The organism is Ventrimonas sp. (genome assembly GCF_048380235.1).
Classification (GTDB): Bacteria; Bacillota; Clostridia; order Lachnospirales; family Lachnospiraceae; genus Brotaphodocola.
The window spans coordinates 1-16097 of sequence record NZ_DBFCCJ010000029.1 but is presented as its reverse complement, the minus strand read 5'-3'; the positions used below and the strand labels follow the sequence as shown (position 1 = coordinate 16097).

The following is a 16097-nucleotide window of genomic DNA, read 5'->3' as shown; positions in this document are numbered from 1 at the left end:
GCAGCCACACACCGTAGTGCATGACTGCTATGTATTGAACCTTTATTCTTTTGGTAAATAACTCTTGTCGATTGAAAGATTAACGCAAGTTGCCGCCGCAATATATATCGCCAAAATAATAACCTCTAAAACTAAAACATTATACGGACGAGGGTAGAATCTTGCTGCAACACTTACAATAAATCTAATCGGGAAATAAAGCCCCAACCATGCAGAAATTTTATAGAACTTTTTGCGGAAGTTCTTTGTTTTCTCCGTGGCACTGGATGCTTTCTTTTGATACGCATATTCAAAGCCACCGATTGCTGCGACAAAAGGCAAGAAACTCAAAAATCCAAAAAACACATTTTGAAGAATCACAGTCGTCATAAACTGTATCAGCAACACCATCACTTCAAGTGTCACTAAATAAACCATGATTTGTCCAAGGTTATCATTCTGTACCTCTTTCACTTTAGGCAAATCATTGTCACTCTGATAATCATCGTTCAACAAGTAGTCGGTTGTAACACCAAACAACTTGCTAAGTTGAAGAATATTATTGGCATCGGGCATTGCAGTTCCCGACTCCCAACGAGAGATAGCCTGTCTTGAAACATCCAACTTTTCAGCCAGATCTTCCTGAGACATTCCATTGGACTTTCTCAGCCCGATAATCTTATCTGAAAGTTTCATATGAAATCCTCCTTTGCTTTGGTGATTTCATTGTATCTAAAATCACGATATTCCACCACCACATTGGCTTTACATATCCGCAACAAGAGTTTACATTGCTGATTTTCTTTGTTTTGGATTACCGCTTGATGATATTAACACGATTATATCATATATCTTATCCTTTGTTGTAACAGATTTATGACTTTGCTATGTAAAGGCAATCCGAAGATTGCCCCAGGCATCATGCCTGTTCGCTATTATACAGGTTCATTATCCTCATCATCTACGATGAAGTCAGCGTCATCGTCATCTTCCTCGACATAGCCGTAGTCCTCGTCATCGTCAACGTAGTCCGCATCAGGGTCAGGCTTCGCAGCTTCTTTTTCCTTTTTCTTGCCCTGCATCTTCTTAAAGACGAAGAAACCACCGCCGCCGATCAGAGCCACAACAAGCAGAACCACAGGAAGCATATTGGTCTTAGGCTTCTCCTCAGGCGCAGGCTCTGTGACCTTAGGCTCCGGTTCCGTCTCGGTCGGTTCTGGAGTGGTCTCAACCACAGGCTCGGTGTACTTGGTAGCTTCTTCCTCGCTCATCAGCATCAGAAGGTCGGCTTCGTCCACCTGATTCAAGAAGTGAACCGTCTCGTTTCCTTCATCGTCACGGTCGATGATGATATAAAAGTAATTGCCGTTCTTTGTGACCGCAGTAATGAATTGTTTGCCGGTTTTGTCAGGCGAGCCGACATCATCAACCAAAGTCAGGTTGCCATCAGGAGTAAGGGCGGATTCACTGGCATCTGCGCCGGTGTCCATATTCTGCATGAACATATTCATGAACATCATAAGCAGCGCCATATCCATTTCGCTGTTCTGCTCGGCTTCCTCAATCAGCTCCAGATAGTCGCTGTGGACATAGCCATTCTTTTCAGGAACTGTGATCTGATACCAGTCGCCATCAACTCCGATCACCTTTACTTCCTCGCCGGGGCGAAGCTGGTCGATGATCTCATAATTCATGCCTGCACCGGTACGCACATTCAGCCGGGAACCGTTCGTGACCACCTTGCCGGTTCCCATGCCATCGTCCTCGGTTTTCTCGGCATCATACTTCCAGTCCTCGCCATTGAAGGAGAACACCACCGTACCATCTTCATCCACAGATACGCTGTACGGTACTTCTTCCGTTTCCTGCTCCGTGGTTTCCGCAGGGGCAGTTTCCACGGTTTCGATACCGGAAGCCGCTGTCTCATCCGTATAGGCGAGAGCGGTTGTCGAAAACACGCTCATGCAAAGCACAGCCGCCAGAAAAGCGGCACACAGTCTTTTAATCTTCATTCTGCATCTCCTCCTCGTTCATAGCGTTGATTGTCTCAGGCTTCGGAGCCATATCCGCAGCAAACATACGGAGCAGCTCAGAAAGCTGGTCAGGGGTCAGGTTCGCAGCGTGAACCATCTCATGGATTTCGGATTTTTCCTCCTCACGGTATCTGCGTTCCAGGTCTTTTACTCTGGCATCCCATTCAGCCCGTTTCCTGCGGGCTTTCTCAAGGTCTGCACCGATTCTGTCTAATTTGGCACCCAATAGAATGTCCTCCTTAATTTCGGATTCTGCCGAAGCAGTAAAAATGCTGTTGCCAGTAACTTGTTTCAATCGAAGCATAAGAGATCGGGTTTCCACAGTGAATCATCATCCCATTGCCGACATAAATACCAACATGCGATGCACCGGAGGTATCATAGGTGCCTTGGAAGAAGATAAGGTCTCCCGGCTTTGCAGAGCTTCGGGGGATAATGTCACATACACCCATCAGACCGTTTGCGGTCAATCTGCCAACGCTCCAGCCGTTGCCGCAGTTATTGATGACCCACGAAACAAAACCGGAGCAGTCAAAGGAAGTGGAGGGGCTGCTTCCACCCCAGACATACGGGTATCCCAGATACTTCTCAGCTTCCCGGATCATGTTGGCAAATCGGGTATCCGTCAGAGCTTCGCCCGGAATGTCGTAGTCGGTGTATTCGCCGGTGACTGCATAGATGTCGTCCCCGAAGATGTCCGGGCGGTTCCCGCTTGTCTGGAGGAGAATACGGTATCGCTCCATTTCATCCTCTGTCAGACCGGAGCTTCCGATTACACGGTTCAAGCCCTTGTTTACCAGCTTCACATTCAGGATATAATACTCATACTCAACCTCAACTTCGTACTCATATTCCTCTGTCGTAGTCTCGCCGGTTTCCGGATCTGTGGATGTCGAGGTGCCGGTACGGGTCTCTGTGCGGGTTCGGATTTCCACTTCTTCTGTCAAAATCAGCTCATACTGCTGATCGAACAGCCACCGCAGAGTGCTTTGCACTTCCTCACGGGTGTAATCCTCAAACTTCACCGTCAGATATGCCGCCAGCTCATAGGGATTGTGGTTGATCTCATCAAGGTCATAACGGTATTCATCGTAACCGCTGTGAGTGCGCTCGATGTTGTTGATCTGATTTCTCAGGGCAGCTTCCAGCGCCTTATAATCATTGTCCGCCCCGATGATGTCCTCGTCCTCGGCAGTAAAGGAAGTCCCCAGAATCACCTGCGTCCCGCCCTGAAACAGGGCAGCACAAGAGGAAAACATACTGGAGATAACCATAAAAAGCAGTCCCGCCACCAGAACAAGCAGAATGACTTTGGAGTGCGTGGTGCAAAACTCCGTGACTCTTTCTGCGATTGTCTTGGCTCCCTGGGCTGCTTTTTCCGCACCCTTGGCAGCTGTTGTCTTTGCCGTGCTGTTACCGGCTTTGGCAGCTGCATATTCTTTCTTGATTGCCTGTTTCTGCCGCCAGCGGGAAAACGGGTTGGAACCGGCATCGGGATTGTCCTTCTTGAACTTCTCATAAAGGGCATCCACATTGGCTTTATCTGACTTTTGCACCAGCTTATCAGCCTTATCATGGGCTTTCAGTTTGTGGCTGTAGATGGCGTGATCGACGGTGTAGGCAGTGGATTCCACTGCTTTTGTCGTTTCCTGTGCGGACTGAATACCGACATTATCATCTTCATACTCCGATACCGCCCGATGCACCTTGGATGTGAGTGTCACAGCCGTACCGCGGGTGGCAAGCTGTTTTGCCGAAGATGGGCGATCCACAGCCACGCTGTTGTCCGCCTTGCCGAAACGGAGCTTTGCCTTCCGGGAACCGGCAGCATCCGTTTCCTGACGTAGTTTGGTTGCCTTCTTTTTGGAAGCCAGCTTATCTACCGCTTTTTCTGCTTTATCAGCCGCCTTATCCGCACGGTCAGCAGCCTTCTTCACTTTAGAATCCGCAAGGTCATCTTCGGTGAAACGGAGTCGTGTCGGTTTCTTCGCCATGCCTTACGCCTCCTTTGTTGCCACCACCTCATTCAGCTTCGTGGTCATAATGCGGTAGAGTTCCGTATCGGTCGGGAACCGGTCAATAAACGGCAGGATTACATTGCCATAGAACAGGAGTCCTTCGCCCTCACCGGAATTGGTCACATAGGACAGCTGGTGGGGAGAGATATTCAGACGCTTCGCCAGAATCCCTCTGTCCTCGCTTGCCTGATTCAGCATATAAATGAAGTCAGAGTTTTCGAGGATATTGGCAATCTCAGGGGAACGAAGCAGGTCTTTGACATTCTGCGTGATGCCGGTGGGCAGGCCGCCCCATTTACGGAATCGCTTCCAGATTTCTACGGAATAGGTTGCTGTCTGCTCCTCCTTCAGAAGCAGATGGAACTCGTCAATGTAGTATCTGGTGGATTTACCGGCACTTCGGTTGGCTGTCACACGCCCCCAAACCTGATCCTGAACAATCAGCATATTCACAGAATGTTTCCTCAATATTGAATTGGGGAGTTTTTTCCATTAAGACCCTCCTTTAATCGGCATCGACTACTACAAATTCATCACCTGCCTTTAATTTCAATCTACGACTCAGAAACTGTTCGATGTTGAACTCATTCTTTTTGTCGTAGTCTGATGTGTACTTATAGTTCGGATGCTGTGTCAGATCGTACTTGTCAGACAGAAACGGTCTCACACCACGCAGCTGCAAGATGCACTTACCACCATCCAGAACTGCCAGCTCATCCACAGTAGCAAGGTCTTTCCCCAGCTTCTGATAATTCATGCCGTAGGATGGGCTGTTGCCTCTGGTATTTGAAGTGTTGTAGGTGTCGATGGTCTCTTTTCCAAGTGCCTGATTCAACTCTTTCAGCGTGGTCGGCTCAGAACCGCCGAGGAAAATACGGGAATCCATGTTGCCAATGATGGTGTCTGAATTGTCCTTATAAATGGCTTTCAGCTGAGACTGTGCCTGAAGGACGAGACAGGCAGATATTTCACGACTCCGGATGGTCGCAACCAGCTTTTCCAGATTGGGAATCTGACCGATATTTGCCGCTTCGTCAATCAGACAGCGCACATGAACCGGAAGTCTGCCGCCGTACACATCATCTGCTTTCTCACAAAGCAGATTGAACAGCTGGGTATAAATCATGGAGATCAGGAAATTAAAAGTCGCATCCGTATCCGACATAATCAGGAACAGTGCTGTTTTCTTGTCTCCGAGGGTATCTAACTGCAATTCGTCATAGGCTGTAATGTCCCGGACTTCCTGAATATCGAAGGGAGCAAGTCTCGCACCGCAGGAAATCAGAATACTCTTTGCCGTTTTACCGGCAGCCAGCTTGTACTTCTTGTACTGACGAACCGCAAAATGATTTGGCTTTTTCTTTTCCAGAGCTTCAAACATCAGGTCAACCGGATTCTGGAACTCCTCATCGTCCTCACGCACCTCCATTGCGTTTAAGAACTCAATCAGAGTGGAGAAGTTCTGTTCCTCTACCGGTGCTTCATAGTGGATATAGCCAATCAGAGCGCAATACAGAAGGGTTTCTGCTTTCGTCCAGAACTCGTCACCGGCTTTCCCGTCGCCTTTGGTATTGGCAATCAATGTCGTCACCAGCTTCAGGATGTCTTTTTCTGAATGGATATAGGCGAATGGATTGTAGTGCATCGACTTTCTAAAGTTGATGGTGTTGAAAATCTTGATGTTATAGCCATGCTTCAACAAAGCATTGCCGCACTCGATGACAATGCTGCCTTTCGGGTCTGTAACCACATAGCTGGAGTGCATCTGGAGAAGATTCGGTTTCAGCCAGAACCTTGTTTTTCCTGAACCTGAACCTCCGATAATCAAAACATTTTTGTTTCTGGCATTGGCAGGATTCTTCGGTCGGTTGGACATCATCAGCCGTTCCGTTTTCGTCAGGATGATGTTGTCCTCAAACTTCGGAGCGGTGAACGGCTCAATGTCTTTGGCTGTACCCCAACGGGCAGAACCATACTCCACATTGTGCCGGTACTTCTTGGCGTTTTTGCTTTTCAGATAAACCGCAAGCCGAAGCCCTGCGCCACAGGCAATTCCCACCAGCAAATCCAGCGGGTAAAAGCTGGGAAGTGGATTGCCCAGAGCAACCGGAAGGACATAAAAAAAGCTGAGGATTTTTGCAGAAGAATCTGCACCCTCAGCCAACCGCCATGCTTCTCCAAGATTCGTTGCAAACAATCCCACCAGAATATACGGGATGTTCAGAATCAGGAGCTTTTTCAAATTGATTCTGTTCATCACAAATCACGCTCCTGTTTCTTTTCCCGAACCTTCCTGGGGATAGCTGCTACCATCTCTTTGAACTTCTTCAGCTGTGCCAGAACGCTCGGTTTCTTATCCTTCGTCAATGACCTTGCCTGATGTTCCTTACAGATAGCATCCAGGGCATCTGCGTCCTTGGAACGGACAAAGACAAGATAACGGGGAGGATCAACAGACTTGTCTTTTCTTACGGCAAAGTCCACACCGTATTTCCTGGCGAGCCTTTCAAAATCCCGGATGCCATCCTTATCAATTTCCACATTGGTGGCACCCTGATTCTGTCCCAGCAGCTGTTTCACGGACTGTTTTCCGTGAACCGCCGTATCTCTGGTTCCTTTTCTCGCCTTGACCTTTTCCCGGTGCTGCAAATATTTGCGAATACCGGCAATGATACTTCGAGCAGTCAGCCTTGTCGTGCTGATTGCCAGATTTATCGTCCTGTTTTCAACTTCTTCCTGCATGAATCATCACCTCCTGCAAGCAGTAGAGTGAATATCATCGTGCCATATCTCTGCGGTCGTAATACAGATTTCCTCTGGCAACATTGGCATGACTGATAATCTTGATGTTACCGGCTTTCTGGTTGTCCAGAGCTTTCTGATACCCGGCTTCGCTCAGATACAGACGGTTTCTCTCGCCTTTCCAGCCAACAGGGGATTCATTGGTCAGCACATCAAAGATAATCATATGCTTTGTGGCTTCATCGAATCTTGCCAGGTCCATATAGGTATGTCCCTGATACTCCTTGGCTCCTGCCTGTATCCTGCGGCGTTCCATCAGCTCTGCAATCGTTGAGCTTCTTTCCATGATGCCTCCTTACAGCGCATCTCGATCAGGGCTGCTCTTGCGTGGGGCAGAGTCAGCCTTGATAGGCGCATCTTCTTTTTTGACCATATCATCGGGCAACGGCAAAGCCATGATACTGCGCCCCATGCGGACGAAGGTTTCAGGCTGATGGAAATGTTCTTCAAACTGCTTCATCAGCTCCGGGGAAAGGGAGGAAAAATCCTCCTCGCCCAAACCGACAACCAGAAAGTCACCGGCGATGATGTCGTAGATCTCGCCGTCTCCGTCCCGCAACGCACGATTCAGGTCTTTCCCCATGATTTTTCCCTCATCGTGCATCACCAATGCGACAGGCTCATTAAAAGGATAAACAGCTTCAATGTCGCCACCGACAGCTTTCTGCAAATCCTCCAAATCGCAGCCGATCTGAACCTGCTGGGGATACATATAGGGCTTTACCAGAAGCACCGTCATGGTTTCTGCCTGTTCCTGCTGAATCTCACGTTCCTCCGTAGTGCCAAACTCAACGCCGGTAAAGTTCTCGGAGTCCAGAATGTACTCGGAATTGTAGTAGGCTGTTCTGACCTGTTCTTCTGCATCAGCACGGGACTTAGCTTCCACCGTTACCGTCTTTTCCAGCGTCTCCGTGATTTTTACATCGTATTCCTTCAAACTTCATTACCTCCATTTCCTCAGATATAAGAAAAGCGGCTATCCATGAACCTGTTACAGTTCATAAATAGTCGCTTCATGTTCCCACTGGGGGACACACATAGATTCCAGTTCCTCGATCAGTTCCTCCGGGGAAAAGAACAAATCCTCCGCATTTTTCAAAATCTTTTTGAAAGCCCGGTACTCCGTCACATAACCGGTATCATCAGACCCGATCAGCATTGACACACAGCGGACAATGGCAAAGTTCATATCCTCCATAAGCCACAGTTCGGTTTCATAGGTGGTTTTGATTTCATCCAAAACCGCCTGTTCCACATCGGAAATAATGAGACAGGCACGCTGGTCAAACAGTTCCATGCCACGGTAATTGAAGCATTTCTCATAGCCACCGGCTACGGAATACTGATATACCGTCTGTGCCGCACCTCTCAATGCGGTGCAAACCTCCGGCAGACACAAACCACCGGCATAGCCGATCTCATCTTCATCATACCCCTCATAATCTTCGGGAGAAAACAGCTCAAACAGCCAGTCGATTGCTTTACTCATTTCTCTTTCGTTAAACATCGGATTCACCTTACCTTTCCATAGATTTCTCTCGTTTCTTCTGCCATTGCTCCAGCAGCTGAATGATTTTATCCTCCATCTGCTTGCTGGTATAGGACTTCGGGAAGTATTTCCGCAGGGAGTCTGTTTTGAATGTCACCCTGTCCAGCTCGCCCTTTTTGACCTCATTCATAATCTCGCACATAGCGTCCAGCGTACACTCGCCCTCCTGTGCGAGTTTTTTGATTCTCTGTGCCTGTGAAAGAGAAGGAGCTGCTTGGGCATAGTCCATTGCGGAAAGAAAATCCTGCTGTTCTTCTCTTGCGAGATAGGAAAGCTCCACGGCTGGATTAAATTTTATCTGACCGTTATCCACCATATCCAGAATTTCAGGAATAAGTTCGGTCAGACGGATATAACGAAAAATCTGGTTTTTACTTGTGCCAAGTTCCTCCGCCATTTCCTCGCTTGAGGTCTTTCCAAAATTATTCCCAACTTGGGAATAATTTTTTTCGGACGGTCTGCCTGCCTGATGTCGCATTGCATCCAGCTTCATTTTATAAGCATAGGCTCTTTCACTCGGCAGAATGGTTTCTCTCTGCAAATTCGCATCGACCATCAAAATAATGGCGGCATCATCATCCATATCACGGACGATAACGGGCATGGTTTCTTTCCCGGCAAGCTCTGATGCACGGTGCCGCCTGTGACCGGAGATGATCTCATAACCGCCATCCGGGTCGGGACGGACAATCGCCGGGGTGAGAACACCGAAGTCACGGACGCTTTCAACCGTTTTCATCATATCTTCATCGTCTACCACCCGGAAGGGATGTCCCTCAAAGGGGTGCAATTCAGAAAGCGGAATTTCCTGCACCCGCTCCTGCTGGGCTTCGGCTCGTGACTGGTCGGTAGAGAAAATATCATCGTACCCCTTCAAGCTGATGTTTGCGCCTTTTTTCTGCATTTTTTAACACCTCCTTTGTCAGAACCCGGTAGGCATCAGCGACTTTTCCTTTGGGATCGTGCTTAAAGATACTGGCTCCTTCGGCACTGATTTCCTCTGCACGAACAGAACGGGGAATGTCTGTCTTGTAGACTTTCAGCTTTCCTCCATAACTTTCCCGGATCAGATTGCTGATGTCCTTGGAATAATTGGTTCTGCTGTCCACCATCGTCAGAAGAATACCCTCGATTTTCAATTTTGGGTTGATTTGTCGTCTGACCTTGTTGATGGTTTCCAGCAGCTGTTCCAAGCCCTTTGCCGGAAGATATGCCGCCTGAACAGGGATCAGCACATTGTCGGCAGCTGCCAAAGCATTGACTGTCAGCATACCCAAAGAGGGCATACAGTCCAGAAGAATGTAGTCATAATTCTGCTTGACCGTATCCAGGTACTGACGGAGAATGGTCTCCCGGCTCATGGCATTGACCAGGGAAACCTCTAAGCCTGACAGTTCAATATTGGCGGGCATCAAGTCCACACCTTCCGGGTGATGAAGAATGCCTTCGCCGGGGGCAATCGGCTTTTCCATCATAATCTTTCCCATCATGTCGGAAAGGGTGGGAGATAAGGTATCCGGGTACGGATTTCCCAGACTGACTGTTAAAGAAGCCTGCGGGTCTGTGTCTACCAGCAGAACCTTTTTGCCCTCCATCGCCAGTCCCACACCCAAATTTTCCGTGGTTGTGGTCTTGCCCGTGCCGCCTTTCTGGTTGACTACGGCAATGACGGTTGCTTTTTTCGACAAATATCTTTACCTCGCTTTCTATTCTGTGTATACTGCATTGATTACCACCTCCCTCCAAGTTTCCCCGAAGCCATATCATGCCTGACCTTTGCGTCATAGTGGGCGCTTATGGTGTAGGGGGCATTGTATATCGAAGCAAGTAAATACTGCTTGATATTGCGAACATCGGTTGTGTTCTCTTTGAAAGAACTCATTACAAATCTGATGTGTTCAGAATCCAGCTTCATAAAACTGCTTTTGACAATTTCAATGGGCTTATCATCACTGGCAATTCGTATTTGCTTCCGATTACTGCACATGACTTCAATAATCAAATGCAGAATTAGATCGAGTATCTCATGGTCATACGGATAATCCTGTTTCAGATAGTCCATAGAAAGCTGTTCATAAAAATACTGATAATATCGGGTAAATTCGTCAGTCTCATCGACTTCCTTTCCACAAAAACCGGAAGGAAAGAAAGGATCAGTATCACTAAAATCAATATAATTAGTATCAGTATTATTACCTTGTGCTTTTGACAGTTCTTGAATTGTGTTTTTGACAACTCCAGAATTGTCCTTTTGACAATTCAAGAATTGTCTTTCCACAGAACCGGAAATGAAGTTCTTTACATAGATCAGGTTCGGTTTCCCAAGTCCCTGTCGCTTGCGTTCTATCAGACCGCATTTCTTTTCCAGCTCATCCAGCAGCTTCACCGCTTTCTTTTCAGCACAGCCTAACGCACCTTTGATTTCTTCAATCGTGAAGATGATATAGACACGGCCTTCCTCGTCCAGCCAACCGTTCCGGGCTGAGAGGTTCATGCGGTCAAGCAGAATACCGTAAAGCAGCTTGGCATCGGTTGATACATTCCAGAAGCAATCCTCGGTGAATAGCACCTTCGGAACACGGTAGAATGCGAACATCTCCGCTTGCTGCCCATAGAAATAATCATACGTCACTCATCCTCACCACCTCTTTCTGCGGGAAATACTCTTTTTTCAGAGGGGTTCTGCGGAAAGTCGTATCCTTCAGTTTATACGGACATCTGACAAAATAGCAGAAGCGGTACTTCCATCGGGGTTGATAATACTCGCAGTCTTTGCAACATTTCGGCTTGTCACGGCGATTGCGTTCATACTCATACATATCAACGCACCCCCACTTCCTTCATAATCTTCCTGGTACACCAGCCGATGCAGGGATGATCCCGCCCATAAGGACAACCTTCACATTCCGACTTCGGCTTTGGGGATACGGAGATTAAGTAGTAACAATTTTCTTCGCCCAGACAGCAGCCCGTTTTATTGTTTTTCCAAAAATGACAGTAGCGGCAGTCGTTTGGCTTGTCTGGGGAATAGACGATTTTACTCAAAAATCAAACCTCCAATCTTTCAGATTTACCCATGAATTTTGGGCATAAAAAAAGAGCGTCTATCCATCCCCGATACAGGGGCAAATAGACGCTCTATGTACATGGTAGTATTCAATTTTATTTCTTATAACGGCTTAGCACTCGGAACATCCGCCTTTTGAATTAGCAAGGTTTTTAGCACGTTTTTTCGCCTAATTAGCTGGAAGCGCATTTTCATTAGCAAAAACGGCCCTTTTTCTGCTAATGATTAGCAGAAATTTTTGTCTTATCACAGCAGTTCGATTTTTTAGGGCTTGTCAAAAATCAGAATTTGAAGTAAAATTTGAAAACATTATTTCGTCTCAGCAATCACACTGGAATTTGTTAAAAAAAGCCGAAAACCCTTGAAAACAAAGGCTTTCGGCGTTGTTAGCTGGCGTCCCAAAGAGGACTTGAACCTCCGACCCCACGCTTAGGAGGCGTGTGCTCTATCCAACTGAGCTATTGGGACGTATTTAATTTTTTTGTCAGCCTCCGTAATTATCGGACTCAGCTCCCAACTAAGGTTTTTCCAAGGTGAGCGTTGTAACGTAACCTTAGGAGGGAGACGCTCCATCCTATTGCAAAAAGCCGCCTGATTTGCGTCAGACGGCCCTTTTTACATCCCTTTATAGAATTCTTCTTCAAAATCCTGGGCGCACTGCTTACGGCAGGAATCAATAATATGACCATAACGCTCCGTGATCATCTCCGCCTGAGCGTGACCGGAGTCACCCTGGACTGCTTTAATATTTCCGCCAGTCAGCACCAGCTTGTAGCTGATACTGCTGTGCCGCAGGCTGTGAAATGATACCACCGGAAGCCCCAACTGCAGTAATTGTTTCTCCAACAATCGTGGCAAGATTTCTTCCGAGAGCGGTCTGCCATTGGAATATCTCAGAATCAGATCCGGTTGATTCCGCTTGACCAGCTTCAGCGTTTGCTTCCACTCTCGCAAAACATACAGAACATACTCAGGCAGATATACCGTTCGGATGCTGGATTTAGTTTTTGGGCGTTTCAGCACCGTGACCGTCCGTCCCTCATCAAATACCGCTGGGAATTGATAGAGAATATCCTTTCCGTTCAGCACATCCACCGCATCCCTGCGGACACGTTTTAATGTTTTGCTGACCGATACAGACCCTTTCTGGAAATCTATATCATCCCAGGTCAGTGCCAGAATTTCACCCTTCCGCAGAGAACTGGCAAATGCCAGATGGATTGCAACAGACAGCATTTGATTTTCACAGTTCTGGATCAGCGTTTTTATTTCATCGACGGTTAGCATAGGGATTTCACTGGGGAAGAATTTCGGAACATTTGCTTTTCGAAATGGATTCCGTGGAACATACTCCCATAGAACTGCCTGTTCAAATGCACTGTGTAACAGCTTATGAATGTTGGTCATCACAGAAGGTGAAATCTTAGGATCAGACCGTAGCTTTCCATACAACGCAGCAATCACCTTGGGTGTGAACTCCGTCAGTCGCATACTTCCCATGAACGGAATGATATAGTTTCGAATAAGCCCATCGTTGCTGGTATAGGTGGAACATGCCCAGTGTACTCTCCCATACAGCTCTACATATTCCTCCAGGAACTGCGCCAATGTTCCTTCACGGTACTGCGCCCGCTCTTTTTCGTGCAGCTGAATCAAGTCCAGCTGTTCCTTTCGCTTGAGAGTCGCTTCATAGGAATGATAGGTCTCCCACTTCTGCCGTTTCTTTTCTCCGTCATATATGGTGTAGACCACGCTAAAACTTTTGTTCCGTTGAACGATTGATGCCATATCTTATACCTCCTTTTTCGTTTTGGCGGCTTAAGAATAGCATCCCCAGTTTTGAAATTATTTTTGACAGCAGGTGTCCAAAATGCGGCATTTGAATCGTTATTATAGTTAAACCGGAACAGAGATCCGGATGTTCAAAAACCAAATCATGTGTACATAAAGGAGGCTTGTTATGATTCCCACCGAAGTTCTTACTGAAGAATTATTGCAACAAGCAGCAGCCGAACTGGCTACGGCACTCAATGACAGCTTGCCACCTCCAAAGGAATGCCAGCACAAGTTTTCCGATGCTTTTGAAGAAAAGATGCAATCTCTCATCAGGGGTATAGGCACCAAATGTTACACAGTAGCATTTCAGGATTCCGTGATCCGTAAATAAGCTAAACGGCGGTTTGGATTTATTTCAAATCGCCGTTTTTATTGTTCCGATATGTGTCGAATGCTGGTTGATAATGTTCTAATGAAGATGTATACTTTAATTTAATAAAGCTTGTTTTTGATTTATTATGGCAATTTTTATCAATGTCAATGCTTGCTGATAGTAAGCGTATTCTTAATAAACATTTAGGGGGGGCATTATGAGTGTAGGTGTTTGTATTATAAACAGAAACGGCATTGCTTTAGCTGCAGATAGTGCTGGTACATATACCGGAAATAAAATGTTCTATAACTCCATGAACAAAGTTTTTTCGCTATCCAGGAAATATGTTTATGGCGCAATCACATACGGAGCAACCACAATTTATAATGTTTCTATCGACCAAGTATTAAAAGAATTTCGTACATACTTGGATTCTCGTGAACATATCAGTGATTTTTTTGAAATTCTACCTCTATTTGAAGCGTTTATTAACCAGAATAGTTCCTACTATAAATTTGATTTGGCTGAAGCCAATCACTGTAACGGATTAATCAAGGACCTTGTTGTTGATTGGGGAAATAAAATCAAAACAGTCGCTACGGAGGTAGATGCAGAAAACAAAATTTCAGAAATCTTAAACCAATTGGAAACTGTAATGCGTGGTTCTCTTAAAATCGATAACTATGATGTTAGTGCTTACATCAAAACTACATACAACGATTATTTCAATATGCTCATTGGAATGATTGTTCCAGAATTAAATAACTTTCCAACTCAAAAAGAATGTTTTTGGGATTATATATGCAACTATTTTAATTTATCCTTAACAAACGAAACTAATAATTACATGGGACTCTTTTTTGCAGGTTATGGTCACTGTGATGCATTTCCTAAGTTCACACACATTGAACTATATCGAGTTGTAGGTGGAAAAATCAAATATAGGCTCGTTGAAAATTACGAAGAAAGTAATAATCACGCCCAGATCGTGCCGTTGGCACAACCAGATGTTATTCTGGAGACCGTTTCAAGTTTTGTGTAAACGTTAAAAACTGATATAAGATTTGTAAATAGTTACAAATGGGCAGAGCCGATTTTTCAGGTTCTGCCCATATCTGCATTATACAGGAGTTTTTGGGCATGTCAATAAAACCTGCCTAAAACAAGCTGTTTTTACAGGTTACGTCCGATTAGACGTTCTTCAAAATAGATTTCTAGCTGGGAATGGATCTGCCCCCAGTCCTGCCTGTGTCCGGTCCATTTTTTCGTGATATCCATAGTTGCCAGATACAGCATTTTTAAAAGGCTATCATCTGACGGAAAAACTGTCTTGCTTTTGGTCACTTTCCGAAGCTGACGGTTGAATCCTTCAATGGCATTTGTGGTATAAATCAGCCGTCTTACTGCCTCCGGATATTTGAAATAAGTGGACAGGGTTGCCCAATTATCATGCCAGGATTTATAGATTTTTGGGTACTTGGAATCCCATTTATCTTTGAACAATTCTAACTCATTTAAAGCGGTTTCTTCCGTTGGAGCCGCATATACAAGCTTCAGATCAGCCATCAGTTTTTTGATATCTTTGTAGGAGACAAACTTCGTTGAATTGCGGATCTGGTGAATGATACACTGCTGAATCTCTGTTTTTGGATAAACCGCCTCGATTGCCTGTGGAAATCCATTTAAACCATCAACGCATGCAATCAGGATATCCTCAACGCCTCTGTTTTTTAATCCATTCATGATAGAAAGCCAGAACTTTGCACTTTCGTTTTCCCCAACATACATTCCAAGGACATCTTTTTTTCCATTCATGTCGATACCAAGAGCAATGTAAACCGCACGTTTTACAATACGTCCTTCACTGCGGACATGATAATGGATTGCATCCATAAATACTACAGCATACACTTCTTCCAGAGGGCGTTCCTGCCATTCTTTTACAATCGGCAGGATTTTATCTGTGATCCTGCTGATTGTACTGTCAGAAATATCAATATCATATAATTCACGCATGTGGGATTCAATGTCTCCAGTTGTCATTCCCTTGGCATACATGGAAAGTATTTTTTCTTCCATGTCCTGAGTTACGGTATTTTGATATTTTTTAATCAGCTGTGGTTCATAATCACCGTTACGATCCCTTGGAATCGCCACATCCATATCTCCATAACTGGTGTGCATGGTTTTGCTGGAATGTCCATTTCTACTGTTGTCTGTTTCTTTGTTTCGGTAGTCATACTTGGAATATCCTAATTCCTCATCCAGTTCTTCATCCAAAGCACCTTCCAAAAGGACAGACATCATGTCACGCATGATGCTATTTACATCGGTACCATCTTTGATGCTGATATCATTATTTTTCAGATAGTCACGCATCATTTCTCTCATTGCTGCTTTTTGTGGGCTGTCTTTTCTTCTTGCCATAAAAATAACCTCCAAACTGAGTAATTTTATCTTACATCAGTTTGGAGGTTTACACAAACTTTGGGATGCTCCC

Annotated in this window: 16 protein-coding genes, 1 tRNA gene and 1 pseudogene; 2 read left to right on the top strand and 16 right to left on the bottom strand. The window is 45.7% G+C overall.

What is annotated here, in order from left to right:
* Positions 1-42: 42 nt before the first annotated feature.
* The 15 genes and pseudogenes from ACMP1L_RS04985 to ACMP1L_RS04915 all read right to left on the bottom strand — a co-directional run bounded on the left by ACMP1L_RS04985 (position 43) and on the right by ACMP1L_RS04915 (position 13236).
* On the bottom strand, positions 43-675 hold the full coding sequence (locus tag ACMP1L_RS04985) for a helix-turn-helix domain-containing protein (RefSeq protein WP_168934188.1): 633 nt from the start codon (positions 673-675) through the stop codon (positions 43-45).
* A 239-nt stretch (positions 676-914) separates the two neighbouring features.
* Positions 915-1991, bottom strand: a complete 1077-nt coding sequence (locus tag ACMP1L_RS04980; protein WP_418452196.1) for a CD1107 family mobile element protein — start codon at positions 1989-1991, stop codon at positions 915-917.
* Positions 1981-2238: a DUF4315 family protein gene (locus tag ACMP1L_RS04975; RefSeq protein WP_418452194.1), complete on the bottom strand. Its 258-nt coding sequence runs from the start codon at positions 2236-2238 to the stop codon at positions 1981-1983. Before ACMP1L_RS04975 ends, ACMP1L_RS04980 begins: the two co-directional genes overlap by 11 nt.
* 13 nt (positions 2239-2251) lie before the next feature.
* Positions 2252-4006 (bottom strand): C40 family peptidase, encoded by a 1755-nt coding sequence (locus tag ACMP1L_RS04970; RefSeq protein ID WP_168934191.1) that lies wholly within the window; start codon positions 4004-4006, stop codon positions 2252-2254.
* A gap of 3 nt (positions 4007-4009) precedes the next feature.
* Positions 4010-4483: pseudogene (locus ACMP1L_RS04965) on the bottom strand (VirB4-like conjugal transfer ATPase, CD1110 family); the annotation flags it as partial.
* A gap of 52 nt (positions 4484-4535) precedes the next feature.
* On the bottom strand, positions 4536-6287 hold the full coding sequence (locus ACMP1L_RS04960) for a VirD4-like conjugal transfer protein, CD1115 family (protein WP_118751854.1): 1752 nt from the start codon (positions 6285-6287) through the stop codon (positions 4536-4538).
* On the bottom strand, positions 6287-6772 hold the full coding sequence (locus tag ACMP1L_RS04955; RefSeq protein ID WP_112116305.1) for a PcfB family protein: 486 nt from the start codon (positions 6770-6772) through the stop codon (positions 6287-6289). The genes ACMP1L_RS04960 and ACMP1L_RS04955 overlap by 1 nt, the downstream gene beginning before the upstream one ends.
* A 34-nt stretch (positions 6773-6806) precedes the next feature.
* Positions 6807-7118, bottom strand: coding sequence for a DUF5720 family protein (locus tag ACMP1L_RS04950; protein ID WP_112116307.1), 312 nt, complete (start codon positions 7116-7118; stop codon positions 6807-6809).
* A gap of 9 nt (positions 7119-7127) precedes the next feature.
* Positions 7128-7769 carry a DUF3846 domain-containing protein gene (locus tag ACMP1L_RS04945; RefSeq protein ID WP_112116308.1) on the bottom strand — a complete coding sequence of 214 codons (642 nt, stop codon included), beginning with the start codon at positions 7767-7769 and terminating at the stop codon, positions 7128-7130.
* A 54-nt stretch (positions 7770-7823) separates the two neighbouring features.
* Positions 7824-8339 carry a hypothetical protein gene (locus ACMP1L_RS04940; RefSeq protein WP_112116311.1) on the bottom strand — a complete coding sequence of 172 codons (516 nt, stop codon included), beginning with the start codon at positions 8337-8339 and terminating at the stop codon, positions 7824-7826.
* Positions 8340-8349: 10 nt separating this feature from the next.
* Positions 8350-9285, bottom strand: a complete 936-nt coding sequence (locus tag ACMP1L_RS04935) for a ParB/RepB/Spo0J family partition protein (protein ID WP_418452192.1) — start codon at positions 9283-9285, stop codon at positions 8350-8352.
* Entirely contained in the window at positions 9242-10069 is an 828-nt protein-coding gene (locus ACMP1L_RS04930) for a ParA family protein (protein WP_112116314.1), read from the bottom strand. Before ACMP1L_RS04930 ends, ACMP1L_RS04935 begins: the two co-directional genes overlap by 44 nt.
* Before the next feature lie 41 nt (positions 10070-10110).
* Complete coding sequence (locus tag ACMP1L_RS04925; RefSeq protein WP_112116316.1) at positions 10111-11013, bottom strand: DUF6017 domain-containing protein; 903 nt, start codon at positions 11011-11013, stop codon at positions 10111-10113.
* An 826-nt stretch (positions 11014-11839) separates the two neighbouring features.
* A tRNA-Arg gene (locus ACMP1L_RS04920) sits at positions 11840-11916 on the bottom strand.
* A gap of 147 nt (positions 11917-12063) precedes the next feature.
* Entirely contained in the window at positions 12064-13236 is a 1173-nt protein-coding gene (locus tag ACMP1L_RS04915) for a tyrosine-type recombinase/integrase (RefSeq protein ID WP_418452191.1), read from the bottom strand.
* A gap of 172 nt (positions 13237-13408) precedes the next feature.
* On the opposite strand from ACMP1L_RS04915, the gene ACMP1L_RS04910 reads away from it, so the two are divergent.
* Both ACMP1L_RS04910 and ACMP1L_RS04905 read left to right on the top strand, forming a co-directional pair.
* Positions 13409-13615 (top strand): hypothetical protein, encoded by a 207-nt coding sequence (locus ACMP1L_RS04910; RefSeq protein WP_337433764.1) that lies wholly within the window; start codon positions 13409-13411, stop codon positions 13613-13615.
* A 199-nt stretch (positions 13616-13814) separates the two neighbouring features.
* Complete coding sequence (locus ACMP1L_RS04905) at positions 13815-14639, top strand: hypothetical protein (RefSeq protein ID WP_418452189.1); 825 nt, start codon at positions 13815-13817, stop codon at positions 14637-14639.
* A 131-nt stretch (positions 14640-14770) separates the two neighbouring features.
* Here the strand turns inward: ACMP1L_RS04905 and ACMP1L_RS04900 are convergent, their stop codons facing one another.
* Positions 14771-15988, bottom strand: coding sequence for an IS256 family transposase (locus ACMP1L_RS04900; protein ID WP_172594840.1), 1218 nt, complete (start codon positions 15986-15988; stop codon positions 14771-14773).
* Positions 15989-16097 lie beyond the last annotated feature (109 nt).